This is a genomic window from Metabacillus niabensis (assembly GCF_020524345.1).
GTDB lineage: Bacteria > Bacillota > Bacilli > Bacillales > Bacillaceae > Metabacillus > Metabacillus niabensis_B.
This window is the reverse complement of record NZ_JAIVLH010000042.1, coordinates 1-16158: the sequence shown is the minus strand read 5'-3', so window position 1 is coordinate 16158 and position 16158 is coordinate 1. Positions and strand designations below refer to the sequence as shown.

Here is a 16158-nt window from a genome sequence, read left to right as displayed (position 1 = left end):
TAAACTGAATTTGAGTCATAATTAATTCCTCCACAAGGTTTTTCGTCGCTGATAACCATTGTGACCAAAAGGAATTAATTTGACTCTTTTTGTATTTACACAATTATATGGACTTAATCGTGGTTTGAAGCAAGTAATGTCCTTCATACCAGTGATGAAGGACATTTTTGAGGGGGGTTATACAAGTTATGTCCTTCACACCAGTGATGAAGGACATTTTTAAAAGGTTTGATACAGGTTAAGTCCTTCATATCAACTTTTTAATTATTCATAAGAAACTCTAGTGCCATGTGTATAATCTGCTTCATTTCGTTTAAGCCCGCCGCGTGAGGTGATTTCTTGGACGATCTCACGGTGAATGGTTTGTCCCTCTACATTAAGGTATGGAACCATTTGTTGAAGAGAGTGATGGAAATAGGCAAGCTCTTCTTTTTTCCATTCGTTTTTGGGCATCATCGATAACTCTGTCATATCACGACCAACGTACATATATATATCCTCCTCTACTGGAAAAGAGTCTTTAGGTTGTACATGAAATTGATTTTGGGAACATCAACAAACATAGAAGTTTCACTATATTATCTGATACAATGATGACATCTATGCGATTAGATACATATAAGGAGATGACAAAATGACCCAAGTAAATAAAGTAGCACTTATTACAGGGAGCAGCCGTGGAATTGGAAAAGCTGTTGCCCTTCGTTTAGCAGAAAAAGGATATGACATTGTTGTTAATTATGCACGTAGTAAAACAGCCGCTCTAGAGGTGGTGGAGCAAATCGAAAAGCTCGGTGTAAAAGCCATTGCTGTTAAGGCGAATGTTGGGAAACCGGAAAAAATTAAAGAGCTTTTCGCGACAATTGAAGAGGAATTTGGAAGATTGGACGTATTTGTAAGCAATGCTGCTTCAGGTGTTCAAAAACCGGCAATGGAGCTTGAAGAAAGCCACTGGGATTGGACGATGAATATCAACAGCAAAGCATTGCTGTTTTGTGCTCAAGAAGCTGCAAAGCTAATGGAGAAAAATGGTGGAGGATTTATCGTTAGCACGAGCTCTTTAGGATCAATCCGCTATTTAGAAAATTACACAACAGTCGGTGTTTCTAAAGCAGCATTAGAAGCACTAACAAGATATTTAGCAGTTGAGCTTTCACCGAAAAATATCATCGTAAATGCAGTTTCAGGCGGAGCTGTTGATACTGACGCATTAAAGCACTTCCCGAACCGTGAAGAACTTCTTGAGGATGCAAAGAAAAATACACCTGCTGGAAGAATGGTTGAAATAGAAGACATGGTCAATGCCATTGAATTTTTAGTAACAGAAAATGCTTCCATGATTAGAGGCCAAACAATCATTGTCGACGGTGGACGTTCTTTGCTTGTTTAAATAAATAAATTTTTTCTTGAATTTTGTGGATATAAAAATCACCTCTGGGACAATCTATATTTCGTGGAGGTGATATCGAATGGCACAAAACAACAAAACACAATCAGGTACTAACATCCAACATGTAAAACAACAAAACGCTCAAGCTGGCCAAGCTGGTCAATATGGCACTGAATTTGCGAGCGAAACAAACGCTCAAGAAGTAAGACAACAAAACGCTCAAAGTGCTCGTGGCAGCAAAGCTGGTCAATATGGTACTGAATTCGCGAGCGAAACTAACGCACAACAAGTACGTCAACAAAACCAACAAGCTGAGTCTAAAAAAGGTCAAAACTCTTAATTAGCTTAGCTTAAAGACACCTCTCTATTAACTAGAGAGGTGTCTTTTCTTTTGCTCTTTTTTAGTAAAGCGAATGTATTAAATAAGTTTTAAAAGCATAAAATAATCAGGTTGACTAATCTTACCAATAATTCCAAACGACAAAACTTCTGATTCATCTACATAAGTAGTCAAAGGATCGTTTGACCAAGTGGCGAATATTAATAACACAAACTTTGTTTTAGGTGCATGCGCTCTTATAAGAAAGGAGAGAAAAAATGAATTTTGATCAATTGGTGGGAGAGCAATTAAAAACGATGGATAAATTATTATACTTACAATCGGAAATTGAAAGATGCCAGGATCTTAAGAATCAATTGGATATCTTACGAGACGAAACAAAACTTCAATCCATTCAGGATGAAATAGAGAACATGAAAGAGGAATTAAATAAGATTCAACAAGTATTCGAAAAACAAACACAAGAAGTTATTCAATCCTATGAAGACCAAAAGTTCGAAACGGTTTCGTAAACGACAAAATAAAAGAGTCATTTCTTCCGGAAATGACTCTTTTATTTTCCTTTTCTATTTACAAACGTTATAATAAGAACAACTATATTAGGTGAATACGTTTGTGAAAGAGGTTTCACGAAGCAACCGACTGAAAGAAGGGGAGAAAAGTGGGCTTTCCCAGGGAAGGAGACAAAATACAAATTCATAGTTATAAGCATAATGGCTACATCCATAGAGTCTGGGAAGAATCAACTGTTTTAAAAGGGTCTCAGCATTGTATTATTGGTGGGAATGACCGAACAATTGTAACTGAATCGGACGGAAGAACATGGGTGACAAGAGAGCCGGCAATATGCTATTTTCATGCCAGACATTGGTTTAATATAATTGGTATGCTAAGAGAAGATGGAGTTTATTACTACTGCAATATCAGTTCACCATTTGTTTGGGATGACGAAGCTCTAAAATATATAGACTATGACCTAGATGTAAAAGTATACCCTGATATGACATTTACCATATTAGATGAAGATGAATATGAACTTCATAGCAAGATGATGAACTATCCTGAAGTAATTGATCTTATTTTAAGGAAAAATCTGGACACGCTACTCCGATGGATTCGGCAAAAGAAAGGACCGTTTGCACCTGAATTTATCGATGAGTGGTATGAACGCTATTTAACATACGTAAAATAAATGTACAGTGGCAAGGGTGACTCTCGTGCTTACTCAAGGTTTGAGTAAATGATGAGTCAGCCTTTTTCACATTATTAAAGGGAGAGACCGACCAAAGCGCTTGCGCTTTTCAATAGAAAAGGGGGATCTATTTGGGGGCAGTAAGACGATATATGGCTTTTGTAAAGCCTTATCGCCTACAAATTGTAGGAACAATTATAATCGGTGTCATCAAGTTTTCTATTCCATTGCTAATGCCTTTGTTAATTAGGCATGTGGTGGATAATATTATTGGCGGCACTGGGACAGATGCTGAGAAAACAAAAGAATTATTGACCATTATGGGGTTCATGTTTGTGTTATTTGTCGTGATTCGTCCACCTGTGGAATATTACCGGCAGTATTTTGCACAATGGACCGCAAGTAAAATCTTATATGATATTCGAGATCAATTATTTACCCATCTCCAGAAATTAAGCTTGCGTTATTATGCGAATACACGGGCTGGAGAAATTATATCTCGTGTGATAAATGATGTTGAGCAAACAAAGAATTTTGTTATTACAGGGTTAATGAATGTTTGGTTAGATATTGTCACGATCATCATTGCTGTAGGAATTATGATGTCCATGAACGTGAAATTAACGCTCGTGTCCATTATTCTTTTTCCGTTTTATGGATTGTCGGTGAAGTATTTTTACGGGAAATTAAGACATTTAACAAGAGTGCGTTCACAGGCTCTTGCTGAAGTACAAGGTCATTTACATGAAAGAGTACAGGGAATGCCTGTTATTCGAAGTTTTGCGACTGAAGAGTTTGAACAAGGACAATTTGCGAAGGAGAATACAAATTTTCTTGGAAAAGCACTCGACCATACAAGTTGGAATGCAAAAACATTTGCGATTGTTAATACGTTAACTGATATTGCTCCATTGATTGTCATTAGCTTTGCGGGTTATCAGGTGATTCAAGGGGATTTGACAATTGGAACGATGGTTGCGTTTATTGCCTATATTGAGCAGCTTTACAATCCGCTTCGAAGACTCATTAATTCATCGACAACCTTAACACAGGCGTTTGCCTCGATGGACCGTGTGTTTGAATTTATCGATGTTCCTTATGAAGTTGTTGATAAGCCAAATGCGAAAAAAGCTGATCAAGTAAAAGGTGAAGTTGAATTTAAAAACATTTCTTTTCGCTATCATGAAAAAGAGCCACTTATTATTGAAAATCTTTCTTTGCGTGTCGATAAGGGAGAAACAGTGGCACTTGTAGGGATGAGCGGTGGAGGGAAATCAACACTGGTAAGTTTATTACCCCGTTTTTATGATGTGACAGAAGGGCAAATTCTATTAGATAATAGAGATATTCGCGATTATGAAGCACAAAGTTTACGAGAGCAAATTGGTATGGTTCTTCAGGATACATTTTTGTTCAGTAATACGGTAAGGGAAAATATTCTAATTGGGAAACCTGATGCAACAGAGGAAGAAGTGGTACAGGCGGCTAAGGCAGCGAATGCTCATGAGTTTATTTTGAAATTACCAAATGGTTATGAAACGAGAGTCGGTGAAAGAGGTGTGAAGCTTTCCGGTGGACAAAAGCAACGGGTATCGATTGCGAGGGTATTTTTAAAAAATCCGCCGATCCTCATCCTTGATGAAGCAACATCAGCCCTTGATTTAGAAAGTGAACATCTTATTCAAGAGGCACTTGAAAAGCTTGCGAAAGAACGCACAACCTTTATTGTGGCTCATCGCCTTTCAACTATTACGCACGCTGACAAAATTGTTCTCATTGAAGATGGAAGAATAGTTGAGCAAGGCACACATCAGGACTTAATGCAAAAAGAAGGCCACTACTATAATCTATTTCAAATTCAACAGCTTGATTAACCAAAAAGGCACATGTCTCAAATATAGAGAGATGTGCCTATTCTTATTCCTCAGAAAGCTTAATCTCATTATCATCTTTATGATAATGATGAAAACTGTAAATCAGTGTATCTAAATGTTCTAATTGCTCACTATAATCGATGATCGAAGAAACGAGCGGCAACAGTGAATAGAAACAATCTGTATCATGTTGTTCATGATACTTCATGAACACAGAAGTAAGTTGCTCTTTATTAAACTTGCCTTCCTCCGATATTTCCGTAGATGGTTGAGCCTTTGTTTTTCCGATAAATCTAAGCAAAGATTCTTCATGGAAATATAGAAGGTAATCTAATTCTGTTACAAGGATTTTTTGAAAATCCTCAGGCATCTGATTTAAGTCATTTTCTAAGCGATGCAATTTTTTTAATGTTTCCAACGCTCTGTTTGTTGTGACAATCATTTGCCGGAAAAGAACGAGCTTTCTTGATTTTGCATAGCTTTCACGCTTAAAGTAATTTCGTTCTTCTTTATAATGTAAGTAAAGCTGATCCAACTTGATCATTTTTTCTTTTAATTTTTCAATATCATCTTTTAATACATTATGCTCAGAAGCATGGCGAATGTTGACTCTCATCCATTTGATAATATCTTCTGTGTTTTCTGCAATTCGGTTGTAAAGCTTTGTTTCGTATTTCGGTGGAAGAAATACTAAGTTGACAATAAAGGCTGCAAATACGCCGAGTAATATTGTGGAAAAGCGAATCAAGGCGATTTGAACAAAGTCGTCACCAGGACTTTCTAATATGGCGATAACCGTCACGAGAGCGACAGGAATGGTGCTTTCAGCCTTTAGTTTTATATTGATGGCAATGACGATAATCGCTGTGAGACCAATGATAATCGGATTTGAGCCAAAAATTAATCCAAAGGCGATGGCTAATGCGGCACCAATGACATTTGCTTGAACCTGTTCAATAATAGAAATATAAGAGCGATAAATAGTTGGTTGAATGGCAAAAATCGCTGAAATACCGGCAAAAGCAACAGAAGGCAATTCCAATGCTAGTGCTAAAAATAAAGCTAGTGTAATGGCTATCCCTGTCTTAAGGATGCGTGCACCTAGTTTCATGTATGCTTAAAACATTCCTTTCGTTTTTCAAATAAACAACACTTTTATATAAAATCAATATCGTATGATACAGCCTTTTATTCCCTATTACAAGAAGTATTTACCCTATTTTACGAAAATGTAAATCGTCCATATTTTCTGAAAATAGTCTTTAATAGAAAAAGGAAGAGGTTGACTCTAGAGCTGTGCCCTTGGAAGGAGTCTTCCTCTTCTTTTTCATGCTATCTTAGTTGACTAAATGCCTGTTCAACAGCTTTTAATGTTACTTGGATATCTTCTTCAGTATGTGCTGTTGTTAAGAACCAGGCTTCGTATTTTGAAGGAGCAAGGTTAATTCCCTGATTAAGCATGAGCTTAAAGAATTTTGCAAACATCTCACCGTCTGTGTTTTCAGCTTGTTCATAATTGGAGATTTTTTCGTTTGTGAAGTAAATGGTTAATGCACCTTTTAGTCGGTTGATCGTTATCGGAATATTATATGTACGAGCATGCTGTAATATTCCTTCTTCAAGGATTTCACCTAATTTATCAAGGTTTTCATAAATACCTTCTTGTTTCAGTACTTCCAGACAAGCTATTCCGGAAAGAATGGAAGCAGGATTACCAGCCATTGTTCCGGCTTGATATGCAGGTCCTAATGGTGCGACTTGTTCCATAATTTCTTTTTTACCGCCGTAAGCACCAATCGGAAGACCGCCGCCAATAATTTTCCCCAGTGCTGTAAGATCAGGGTACACACCTAGCAGATCTTGAGCTCCTCCATACATGAAACGGAACGCAGTGATGACTTCATCATAAATAACTAAAGCTCCAGCTTTGTGGACAACATCATTTACTACCTCTAAGAAACCGGGCTTCGGTTCAACAATTCCAAAGTTTCCTACGATTGGTTCAACAAGAATGGCAGCCACTTCATCTCCCCATTTATCTAAAGCTTCTTTTAATGGTTCGATTTCGTTAAATGGGACAGTGATAACTTCTTGGGCAATGCTTTTTGGAACACCCGCAGAATCTGGAGTTCCTAATGTTGAAGGGCCGGATCCGGCTGCAACTAAAACAAGATCTGAATGGCCGTGGTAGCAGCCCGCGAATTTAATGATTTTCGTACGGCCGGTATAGGCGCGTGCTACCCTGATCGTTGTCATGACAGCCTCTGTACCAGAGTTCACAAAACGAACTTTGTCCATTGCAGGCATCGCTTCCTTCAGCATTTTTGCAAATGTTATTTCATGTGGAGTTGGGGTCCCGTAAAGAACACCGGTTTCAGCTGCTCTTGTGATCGCCTCTGTAATATGAGGATGAGCATGTCCCGTAATAATTGGTCCATATGCAGCTAAATAATCGATATATTGATTGCCGTCAACATCCCAGAAATAAGCACCTTTTGCTCTTTCCATGACAACAGGTGATCCTCCGCCAACAGCTTTATAAGAACGGGAAGGGGAGTTAACTCCGCCTACAATATGTTGTAAAGCTTCTTCGTGTAATTGTTGTGATTTTGAAAAATTCATCAGTATCCTCCTACTATGTAAAACATGAAAAGACTATGGTTATTCTAACACGAATCTTTGAATCTAAAAAATTTCAAATTAGGTGCTTACCATTTGTTGAATGAACGCTTTTTAGATAAACTAAGTTGTGGTCAGATTTGGAGGGAGTAAAATGACAAATATCATCGAAGTAAACCAATTACGTAAAGAATTTAAGTCATACTCGAGCAGACAAGGCTTAAAGGGTGCGTTTCGCGATTTATTAAATAGACAATACAAAACGATCCCTGCTGTGAATGATGTAACCTTTACTGTGAAGCAGGGGGAAATGGTTGGGTATATTGGTGAAAATGGAGCGGGGAAATCAACATCCATTAAAATGCTGACAGGGATTTTAACACCAACGTCAGGGAAAGTTTTAGTTAATGGGATGAATCCTCATAAAGAACGTGAACAGTTTGTACGATCAATTGGAGTCGTATTCGGCCAGCGTTCACAGCTATGGTGGGATATCGCTGTCCAAGAGTCATTTCGTTTATTGAAAAAAGTATATAAAGTGTCTGATAAAGATTATAACGAACATATGGAGCATGTCATTTCTACACTTGATATAGGTCCATTGCTAGATAAGCCTGTCAGAAAGTTGTCTCTTGGACAAAGAATGAGATGCGAGCTTGCAGCAGCACTTATTCACAATCCTCCTCTATTGTTTTTGGATGAGCCGACAATCGGTCTTGATGTACTTGTGAAGCTGAAGATTCGTCAATTTTTAAAAGAAATGAATGAAAAATACAAAACAACGATTCTTCTGACCACCCATGACCTTTCAGATATTGAAGCACTTTGTGAGCGGGTCATTATGCTTGATGAAGGAAAAGTCATCTATGATGGTGCATTAGCAAAGCTGCGTTCACATTGGGGAGAAGGTAAGCAAATTGAATTTCAATTTGAGCAGGAAGTACTTGAAGAACAGCTCAGCTTTTTAACTCAGGATCTTGATGTTGTGTGGCAAAAGGGAGATAAATTGCTTTCGTGGAATGCTCTTGTTAGTGAAAAGGAACAACAAATGTCTGAGTTAATTGGTCGGATAGTAGGTACACACCAAATTACAGATGTAAGTGTAAAAGAGATTTCCACTGAAGAAGTTATTCGCAATATCTATGAAAAAGGAGAGGCCCTTTCAAGCTGAGGTGATAACATGGATAAGTATATTGAAATGATAAGAATCCGCTTTTTAATGATGCTTGCGTATCGGACGAATTATTACAGCGGTATTTTGATTTATAGCATAAATATAGGTGCCTATTATTTTTTATGGACCGCGATTTACGGAGGGAAAGAATCGATCGAAGGATTGTCGGCTGTTCAGATGACAACATATATAGCTGTCTCATGGATGGCAAGGGCATTTTATTTTAACAATATTGATCGTGAAATTGCCCTTGAAATTAAAGAAGGAAAAGTTGCAGTTGAACTTATAAGACCTTATAACTACCTTGGCATGAAAACGATGCAGGCATTTGGTGAGGGGATTTTCAGGTTGGTATTCTTCTCGGTGCCGGGGATGGTCATTGTTGCCCTTGTTTTTCCGATGGAGTTTTCAACAAATGGATTAACATGGCTTTTATTTGCAAGTTCACTCGTATTTAGCTTTATCGTGAATACCCAGATCAACTTAATTACGGGGATGTTAACATTTTTCTTGTTTAATAATGACGGATTAATGAGAGCAAAACGGGTGATTATTGATCTGTTCTCAGGTCTGTTATTACCAATCAGTTTTTACCCGATGTGGGCCCAGGATATCATGGTGTATTTTCCTTTTCAGGCGATCAGCTATATTCCCAGCATGATTTTTACTGAAGGAATAAAAGGAAATGAAGTTCTTCAAGCTATTTTGTTGCAAGGATTTTGGGCATTTGTATTATTCCTCCCAATTCAAATTCTTTGGGCTATCGCAAAAAAACGAATGATCATTCAGGGAGGATGATGAGATGTTTTATTTTTCAATGTTCACCCAATATGTAGGTCAATATATGAAAACAAGAATGCAATACAGAGCTGATATGGTTGTGGAATTGCTGTCAGATATGTTGTTTCAAGTGACGAATTTGGTCTTTATTCTTGTGGTTTTTGGTCATACACAGTTTTTAAGCGGCTGGACTCGTGATGAAATCATCTTTATTTACGGATTTTTCTTAGTTCCGTTTGCGGTGTTTGGTGCATTTTTTAATATTTGGGATTTTAATGAGCGGTATATCGTAAAAGGGGAAATGGATCGTATTTTAACAAGACCGATTCACAGTCTATTTCAAGTGATTTTAGAAAGGATGGAACTTGAGTCTTTATTTGGAGCAATTACCGGTATTATTATTATGGGGTATGCGTCGACTCAACTTGGTTTAAGTTTTCACTGGTATGATATCATCTTTTTTATTATCTTTGTGATAAGCGGGGCCCTTGTATATGCAGGGATTTTTGTTTCATTAGCAAGCATCGGATTTTGGTCAGATGCCCGTACTTCCCTTATGCCGATGATGTACAATATCGGAAACTATGGCCGTTATCCTGTTGATATTTATAATTCTGTTATTCGATTTGTATTAACATGGATCCTGCCGTTTGCATTTGTCGGTGTGTATCCGGCAGCTTATTTTCTTGATAAAGAAGAATGGTATGTGTATTCTTTTTTGACCCCTGTGATGGGAATCGTGTTTTTTGTCCTTTCTGTATTTTTATGGAATCAAGGGGTGAAAAGGTATAGAGGTGCAGGAAATTAATTTTGGCTACATAAAAGGACTTAGCTCTTTCATGCTAAGTCCTTTTATTCTTTTTTCATAACCGGGCATAGGCCTGTATATATTGTAGAAAGGACAACCTTAAATAGGGTGGGGGAAAAATGTGGGCCTACTATTTGGTATATGTATTGCAGTCTGTATTTTTATGAGTTTTAGATATGTAGTGATTGTTTGTTTTCAAAAGAATTTTTTATCAGTTGAAACAATTATAATGATTATGTATCTATATATATCCCTTCTATTGGGGTTCGGGGTCATCTATTTAATATGTATCCAAAGCAGTATTCCTGTCTTGCAAGAAGCTGGGAACGTCACAACGGGAGGCTATTTTGATAACCTATTTACATCTCTATACTTTAGTGCAGTGACATTATTTTCATTAGGTTATGGTGACGTTGTTCCGGTCGGCATAGGTCGTTTTTTAGCAGTTATAGAATCTTTAATTGGCTATGTTCTTCCAGCTGTTTTCTTAGCTCGTACCGTTATTGGCATCGAAAAATAGTTCAGAGTTGTAGGATGACAAAAAGTTGGTTACGCTTATGAGAGAACGAAAAAGTTGGAGGGATTTTTATGTCAATTGAAGTTGGTAGCCAGGTACCTAACATAGAATTAGTAGCAGACAGTGGAGAAAAGGTAAGTTTAACTGATTATAAGGGGAAATATGTTGTATTATATTTTTACCCGAAGGATATGACACCGGGTTGTACAACTGAGGCATGTGACTTCCGGGACCAGCATCAAAGCTTTGCAGACATTAATGCAGTTATCGTTGGGGTAAGTCCTGATCCACAGGAAAAACATCAAAAGTTTAAAGAAAAACATGACTTGCCTTTTCAACTATTAGTTGATGATGAACACGAATTAGCAGAAGCTTTTGACGTGTGGAAGCTGAAGAAGAACTTCGGAAAAGAATATATGGGAATTGAGCGATCTACTTTTATTATTGATCCTGATGGGAAAATCATCAAAGAATGGAGAAAGGTAAAAGTAAAAGACCATGTTGAGGAAGCTTTGAATTACATAAAAGAAATTCAATCTTAATAAATAGAAGGTGCCATGATGAGAGATGAGAGAATAAAAAAACTTGCCGCGGTTCTGTTAAATCACTCGGTGAAAGTGAAAAAAGGGGAAAGAGTGTTAATTAGGGGTCACTTAAATACAAAACCTCTAATAACGGAAATCATTGATCAAACCTATTCATTAGGAGCCTATCCTTATGTGGAAATACTTGATGATGAGATTACACTGCATCTAGCCAAGAACTATCAAAAAGCTCAATTGGAAACACAAGCGAAATGGCAAATGCAAACATATCAAGATGTTGATGCTGTTATTGTCATTATTGGGGAAGAAAATGATGCGGAAATGGCCGAGGTACCTGCAGAAATGCATAAACTCCGTGGAGAAATTATGAAGCCGGTAACTGAATTCTATGTAAATCATCGTAAATGGGTGCTGTTGAATTATCCGACAAAGGGATTAGCACAGAAAGCAGGAATGAGCACTAGTTCCTTTGAAGATTATTTATTTGATGTGTGCACTGTCAATTATGACAAAATGGCAAGTGCTGCCGAGCCCCTAAAAGAATTAATGGAAAAAACAGACCGTGTAAGAATTACAGGACCTGGTACCGATTTGCGGTTCTCAATCAAAGGTATTCCGGTAATTCCATGTACGGGTGAAGCAAATGTACCTGATGGCGAAATCTTTACGGCTCCGATTAAAGACTCTGTTAATGGAACGATTTCCTTCAACACACCTTGTCCCTATCACGGAATTACGTTCCGCGATGTAAAACTTACGTTTGAAAATGGGAAAATCGTTGATGCAGTTTCAGATCAAACAGAAAAATTGAATGAAATTCTGGATACAGATGAGGGTGCAAGATATATTGGGGAATTTGCATTAGGGTTCCATCCTTATATAGAAGAGCCGATTGGTGATATTTTGTTTGATGAAAAGATTTGCGGAAGCTTTCATTTTACACCTGGTGAGGCATATGAAGAAGCGAATAACGGAAATAAATCGGCAATCCATTGGGATATGGTGTTAATTCAAAGACCTGAGTATGGCGGGGGAGAAATTTATTTTGATGATGTGCTTGTTCGAAAAGACGGCCAATTTGTTCTTCCAGAGCTAAAGGACTTAAACCAGGAAAATCTTAAGTGAACTATCGAGCCTATTTTTAAACCGTAGGGCAAACGTCCAGCCAAAATTATAGATTGTGCGTAGATTATTAGGGAAGGCATTACCTCCTCAAATGTTAGCGCCGGATTGGAAGTGCGGACTAAGGTCCGCACTCTTTTTTTAATACATTAATACATTGTTACTTTGTATCTAGGCTTGCCTACCACAGGAGTCTCGCATATCCGTTTCAATCAACCAAAGTAGTTTTGTGTACAGAACTTAAGGGAAACTTTTAAAGAGCTAATTTTTTTGAAACGTAGAATATACAAAAAGGGGAATATAATTGTGAAGGTATTATCTACAGTTAAACTACCAGAATATATGAAAGAGGATTTAAGTCGCGCATATCCTGATGTTGTGTTTTATCATGATAAAAAAATAAGTGAGGCACTTGATCTATTACCGGAAGCAGAAATTATCTTGACGTATGGAGAGGATTTGACAGAGGACCATATTAACCAGGCTACGAATCTGAAGTGGATGATGGTTGCCTCTGCCGGGATTGATCAACTTCCTTTTCGTGTACTTGAAGAGCGCGATATTTTGGTGACAAATTCAAAGGGTGTGCATGCTATACCGATGGCTGAGTATTGTATCTCAATGATGCTTCAAGTTTCAAGACAAGCGGAAGTGTTAGCTGAAAATCAGCGATTACATAAATGGGATCGACGTGTGAGAATGGAAGAACTATATGAGAAAACAGTGCTTATTATAGGAACAGGAGCAATAGGAAATGCGACTGCAAAGCTAACTCAAGCATTCGGGATGAATGTATGGGGTGTAAATAGTGATGGAAGAACAGTTGAACATTATGATAAAACGTATAAAATGAGTGAGGTGAAAGACCCGCTGTCTCAAGCTGATTTTGTTATTTCCGTTCTCCCAAGCACAGATCGAACAAAAGGACTACTAAATAAGGAATTCTTTCAAAACATGAAAGATCATGCTGTGTTTATCAACATAGGAAGAGGTGACGTGGTCGTCGAAAAGGATTTAATCGATGTGCTTAAAACAAACAGATCCATTCATGCTGTTTTAGATGTATTTGAGACAGAGCCACTACCACCGGAGCATGAGCTTTGGGATATGGAAAATGTTACGCTCACCCCTCATCTATCGGGAATCACGAAAAGATACCTACCCAGAGCGATTGAAATTTTCAAAAGCAATCTTGCTGATTATATAAGTAATGAACATAAACAGATGAAAAATAAGATTTCACTAGGTAAAAGATATTAAACAAGGGCATGAATGAAGAATTGTGGTAAATAATACATTGTATAAGTAACGTTTGACAAAAGTCGTAGTAACAATTACACTAATTATAAACATTATAATGTAAGAATTTTTATAGAAGTGAGGTGCATGGCGGATGTCTGAACATCAATTAAAGGATGCATTAGATACCCTGAAACAAACTGGAGTGCGTATTACACCTCAACGTCATGCTATACTTGAATTCTTGGTCGATTCCATGATTCACCCTACAGCCGATGATATATATAAAGCATTAGAAGGAAAATTCCCTAATATGAGTGTTGCTACTGTTTATAACAACTTAAGGGTATTTCGTGAAGTTGGACTTGTTAAGGAATTAACGTATGGCGATGCATCTAGTCGTTTTGATTTTGTAACGTCGGATCACTATCACGTCATTTGTGAAGGTTGCGGAAAGATTGTTGATTTTTCTTATCCGGGACTTGATGAAGTTGAGGCTTTAGCTGCACATGTAACGGGATTTAAAGTTAGTCACCATCGTATGGAAATTTACGGATTGTGCAATAGCTGTGAAAAGAAAGAAACACATTAAAACAAGCTAGACTTTATAGCTTGTTTTTGCATTGATTTAAAAAAGAACGGCGTATTTAGCCGTTCTTTTCTGTGTGCTATTTAAGCTTCTTACGATTATAACTTTCATCAAATTCTTTACCTTCAAGATCTTTGTCCAGTGTGAGAGGTTCCTTACAGTACATACACATATCAACACGTCCTAAAATCTTTGTGTGTTTCCCGCAACTTGGACATGTTACTTGAACAGCTTTTGTTGACAACATACCAATCCAGAAATAAACAACCGTACTTGCGATAATCGACAGCATACCCAACATCATGAAAATCGTCATCACCCACATGTTCGTGCGGAAGAAAACACCGATATACATAATGATAAATCCAACAAAGATTAAGCTTAAAGCGAAGGTTCTTATTTTATTGATTTTACTTGTATATTTACGAGCCATACTTTGCCCTCCTAATGACGATAAAGCGAGTTTAGCGCTTTCTATCCTTATGCTTTTTAATCTTATCAGAAATGATATTTTTTTGGTACTAGTTTTAGAATAGCAGGAATAGAAACTCGCTTTATCCCATTCTTAACAGGCAGTAAGACTCCGACCTCAAGATTCGAGAGAAACAAAGAAGATAACTGCCTATAAAGATCCGATAAGTCTCGCTTTAATAGAAGAGGGTTTTTTAAGACTAATGTAGAAACATTATTAAAGCCAATATAATGGAGGATGATGTTGATGGAAGATATTCTCCGTCCAATTTATCAAGAACGTGCAAGCCACCCAAATACTTTAGCAATCGTGATGATTGAAAAACGAAACGAAACTTCACCATTAACAGATAATCTAGATGTAGCTTTATTAGTCATTGTGTCAGAACTGAATCACCCTTTATATGTAAAACATTATGAATATGATGATAAAAAAGCTTCTTTGACTGTGATGTCAAAAGATGATGTAAACAAATCCATTTTACTTGGAACAAACCGCAGAATGGTTGATTGGATTTTGAATGGAAAGGTCCTATTTGACCGAAATGAATACATAGCTGAACTAGTTGAGCGTCTGAGAACATTTCCGTTTTCAGAGAGAAAGTTAAAAATGGGGATTGAATTCGCCAAGCTGATTCGACGTTATTTGGAAGGAAAAGTATTCTTTGAATCAAATCAATTATTAGATACATACAACCATATTGTTCATGCGCTGCATCATTTAGCAAGATTAGAAGTCATTGATAGGGGGTTTTACCCCGAAGTAACAGTTTGGAATCAGGTTAAACAAATCGAGCCCCAAATTTATAAGCTATATAAAGAGCTTATTGAAGGAGAAGAATCTCTTGAAAAAAGACTGGAGCTTTTATTCTTGGCAAGCGATTTTCTGATCCATTCAAAAACAGAAGTCGGTGCAGGCCATATTCTATCCATTATGTCTGAAAGAGACTCCTGGTACTTCCATGAGTTATATCAACATCCTGAATTACAACATTACTCCGTGGACTTAAGTGTTTTATTGGAGTTTCTAGTAGAAAAGAAATATGTATCTATAGAAAGACAACAAACAAAAGGCAAGGGAGTTTTTCATAGAGTATATTTTGTTGATAAAAAGTGTTGACGTAGTTTTTTATAGATGTTATATTATTATTCGTCGCTGTTACTTATAACGCAGCGGCGATCATTTTGTCTCTGACTTGATCGGAAAAAAGTTTTTAAAAAAGTGTTGACGATACGAGTTGGAAATGATATATTAAGAAAGTCGCTTCTGATGAAACGACAACGAATGATCTTTGAAAACTAAACAAAACCAAGCGTGCCAACGTTAATTTCGATTAACAAAAAACGTACTATATAGTACGAAAAATTTTATGAGCTACATCAAACACTTTATTGGAGAGTTTGATCCTGGCTCAGGACGAACGCTGGCGGCGTGCCTAATACATGCAAGTCGAGCGAATCTGAGGGAGCTTGCTCCCAAAGATTAGCGGCGGACGGG

Annotated in this window: 18 protein-coding genes and 1 rRNA gene; 15 read left to right on the top strand and 4 right to left on the bottom strand. The window is 37.3% G+C overall.

Annotated features, from left to right (window positions below; translation table 11 throughout):
* Positions 1-264 precede the first annotated feature (264 nt).
* Positions 265-489: a hypothetical protein gene (locus tag LC095_RS26045; protein ID WP_026562271.1), complete on the bottom strand. Its 225-nt coding sequence runs from the start codon at positions 487-489 to the stop codon at positions 265-267.
* A gap of 145 nt (positions 490-634) precedes the next feature.
* On the opposite strand from LC095_RS26045, the gene fabL reads away from it, so the two are divergent.
* The 5 genes from fabL to LC095_RS26020 all read left to right on the top strand — a co-directional run bounded on the left by fabL (position 635) and on the right by LC095_RS26020 (position 4796).
* A complete protein-coding gene (gene fabL / locus LC095_RS26040; protein ID WP_078433389.1) occupies positions 635-1390 on the top strand; it encodes an enoyl-[acyl-carrier-protein] reductase FabL in 756 nt (251 codons plus the stop codon).
* A 79-nt stretch (positions 1391-1469) separates the two neighbouring features.
* The gene (locus LC095_RS26035) at positions 1470-1730 is read left to right on the top strand and encodes a gamma-type small acid-soluble spore protein (protein WP_226530825.1); all 261 of its coding nucleotides are present in this window, start codon (positions 1470-1472) and stop codon (positions 1728-1730) included.
* A gap of 257 nt (positions 1731-1987) precedes the next feature.
* Positions 1988-2242 carry a YgaB family protein gene (locus tag LC095_RS26030; RefSeq protein ID WP_226530824.1) on the top strand — a complete coding sequence of 85 codons (255 nt, stop codon included), beginning with the start codon at positions 1988-1990 and terminating at the stop codon, positions 2240-2242.
* 149 nt (positions 2243-2391) lie between these two features.
* Positions 2392-2922, top strand: a complete 531-nt coding sequence (locus LC095_RS26025) for a DUF402 domain-containing protein (RefSeq protein ID WP_026562275.1) — start codon at positions 2392-2394, stop codon at positions 2920-2922.
* 131 nt (positions 2923-3053) lie between these two features.
* Entirely contained in the window at positions 3054-4796 is a 1743-nt protein-coding gene (locus LC095_RS26020) for an ABC transporter ATP-binding protein (protein ID WP_226530823.1), read from the top strand.
* Positions 4797-4839: 43 nt separating this feature from the next.
* Here the strand turns inward: LC095_RS26020 and LC095_RS26015 are convergent, their stop codons facing one another.
* Together LC095_RS26015 and LC095_RS26010 are read right to left on the bottom strand one after the other, a co-directional pair.
* Entirely contained in the window at positions 4840-5907 is a 1068-nt protein-coding gene (locus LC095_RS26015) for an FUSC family protein (RefSeq protein ID WP_226530822.1), read from the bottom strand.
* A gap of 221 nt (positions 5908-6128) precedes the next feature.
* Positions 6129-7418: a glutamate-1-semialdehyde 2,1-aminomutase gene (locus tag LC095_RS26010; RefSeq protein ID WP_264196211.1), complete on the bottom strand. Its 1290-nt coding sequence runs from the start codon at positions 7416-7418 to the stop codon at positions 6129-6131.
* 151 nt (positions 7419-7569) lie between these two features.
* Here LC095_RS26010 and LC095_RS26005 point away from each other — a divergent pair, with 151 nt between their 5' ends.
* The 8 genes from LC095_RS26005 to perR all read left to right on the top strand — a co-directional run bounded on the left by LC095_RS26005 (position 7570) and on the right by perR (position 14192).
* On the top strand, positions 7570-8586 hold the full coding sequence (locus LC095_RS26005) for an ATP-binding cassette domain-containing protein (RefSeq protein ID WP_226530821.1): 1017 nt from the start codon (positions 7570-7572) through the stop codon (positions 8584-8586).
* Positions 8587-8595: 9 nt separating this feature from the next.
* The gene (locus tag LC095_RS26000; protein WP_226530820.1) at positions 8596-9387 is read left to right on the top strand and encodes an ABC transporter permease; all 792 of its coding nucleotides are present in this window, start codon (positions 8596-8598) and stop codon (positions 9385-9387) included.
* A 4-nt stretch (positions 9388-9391) separates the two neighbouring features.
* Positions 9392-10177: an ABC transporter permease gene (locus LC095_RS25995; RefSeq protein WP_226530819.1), complete on the top strand. Its 786-nt coding sequence runs from the start codon at positions 9392-9394 to the stop codon at positions 10175-10177.
* Between the two features lie 121 nt (positions 10178-10298).
* Positions 10299-10697 (top strand): ion channel, encoded by a 399-nt coding sequence (locus LC095_RS25990; protein ID WP_078433398.1) that lies wholly within the window; start codon positions 10299-10301, stop codon positions 10695-10697.
* A 68-nt stretch (positions 10698-10765) separates the two neighbouring features.
* A complete protein-coding gene (gene bcp, locus LC095_RS25985; RefSeq protein ID WP_226530818.1) occupies positions 10766-11236 on the top strand; it encodes a thioredoxin-dependent thiol peroxidase in 471 nt (156 codons plus the stop codon).
* Positions 11237-11254: 18 nt separating this feature from the next.
* Complete coding sequence (locus tag LC095_RS25980) at positions 11255-12364, top strand: aminopeptidase (RefSeq protein ID WP_226530817.1); 1110 nt, start codon at positions 11255-11257, stop codon at positions 12362-12364.
* A gap of 303 nt (positions 12365-12667) precedes the next feature.
* Positions 12668-13621 (top strand): D-2-hydroxyacid dehydrogenase, encoded by a 954-nt coding sequence (locus LC095_RS25975; RefSeq protein WP_226530816.1) that lies wholly within the window; start codon positions 12668-12670, stop codon positions 13619-13621.
* A gap of 133 nt (positions 13622-13754) precedes the next feature.
* Positions 13755-14192 (top strand): peroxide-responsive transcriptional repressor PerR, encoded by a 438-nt coding sequence (perR, locus tag LC095_RS25970; RefSeq protein ID WP_026562286.1) that lies wholly within the window; start codon positions 13755-13757, stop codon positions 14190-14192.
* A gap of 76 nt (positions 14193-14268) precedes the next feature.
* On the opposite strand, the gene LC095_RS25965 is transcribed toward perR, so the two are convergent.
* The gene (locus LC095_RS25965; RefSeq protein ID WP_226530815.1) at positions 14269-14622 is read right to left on the bottom strand and encodes a YgzB family protein; all 354 of its coding nucleotides are present in this window, start codon (positions 14620-14622) and stop codon (positions 14269-14271) included.
* 285 nt (positions 14623-14907) lie between these two features.
* On the opposite strand from LC095_RS25965, the gene LC095_RS25960 reads away from it, so the two are divergent.
* Positions 14908-15780 (top strand): nucleotidyltransferase-like protein, encoded by an 873-nt coding sequence (locus LC095_RS25960; RefSeq protein ID WP_226530814.1) that lies wholly within the window; start codon positions 14908-14910, stop codon positions 15778-15780.
* Between the two features lie 269 nt (positions 15781-16049).
* A 16S ribosomal RNA gene (locus LC095_RS25955) occupies positions 16050-16158 on the top strand; the annotation flags it as partial.

Bases quoted from the DNA above. Each gene is read 5' to 3' on its own strand.
- LC095_RS26045 (WP_026562271.1), bottom strand. From the start codon at position 489: ATGTACGTTGGTCGTGATATGACAGAGTTATCGATGATGCCCAAAAAC.
- fabL (WP_078433389.1), top strand. From the start codon at position 635: ATGACCCAAGTAAATAAAGTAGCACTTATTACAGGGAGCAGCCGTGGA.
- LC095_RS26035 (WP_226530825.1), top strand. From the start codon at position 1,470: ATGGCACAAAACAACAAAACACAATCAGGTACTAACATCCAACATGTA.
- LC095_RS26030 (WP_226530824.1), top strand. From the start codon at position 1,988: ATGAATTTTGATCAATTGGTGGGAGAGCAATTAAAAACGATGGATAAA.
- LC095_RS26015 (WP_226530822.1), bottom strand. From the start codon at position 5,907: ATGAAACTAGGTGCACGCATCCTTAAGACAGGGATAGCCATTACACTA.
- LC095_RS26010 (WP_264196211.1), bottom strand. From the start codon at position 7,418: ATGAATTTTTCAAAATCACAACAATTACACGAAGAAGCTTTACAACAT.
- LC095_RS26005 (WP_226530821.1), top strand. From the start codon at position 7,570: ATGACAAATATCATCGAAGTAAACCAATTACGTAAAGAATTTAAGTCA.
- LC095_RS26000 (WP_226530820.1), top strand. From the start codon at position 8,596: ATGGATAAGTATATTGAAATGATAAGAATCCGCTTTTTAATGATGCTT.
- LC095_RS25995 (WP_226530819.1), top strand. From the start codon at position 9,392: ATGTTTTATTTTTCAATGTTCACCCAATATGTAGGTCAATATATGAAA.
- bcp (WP_226530818.1), top strand. From the start codon at position 10,766: ATGTCAATTGAAGTTGGTAGCCAGGTACCTAACATAGAATTAGTAGCA.
- LC095_RS25980 (WP_226530817.1), top strand. From the start codon at position 11,255: ATGAGAGATGAGAGAATAAAAAAACTTGCCGCGGTTCTGTTAAATCAC.
- perR (WP_026562286.1), top strand. From the start codon at position 13,755: ATGTCTGAACATCAATTAAAGGATGCATTAGATACCCTGAAACAAACT.
- LC095_RS25965 (WP_226530815.1), bottom strand. From the start codon at position 14,622: ATGGCTCGTAAATATACAAGTAAAATCAATAAAATAAGAACCTTCGCT.
- LC095_RS25960 (WP_226530814.1), top strand. From the start codon at position 14,908: ATGGAAGATATTCTCCGTCCAATTTATCAAGAACGTGCAAGCCACCCA.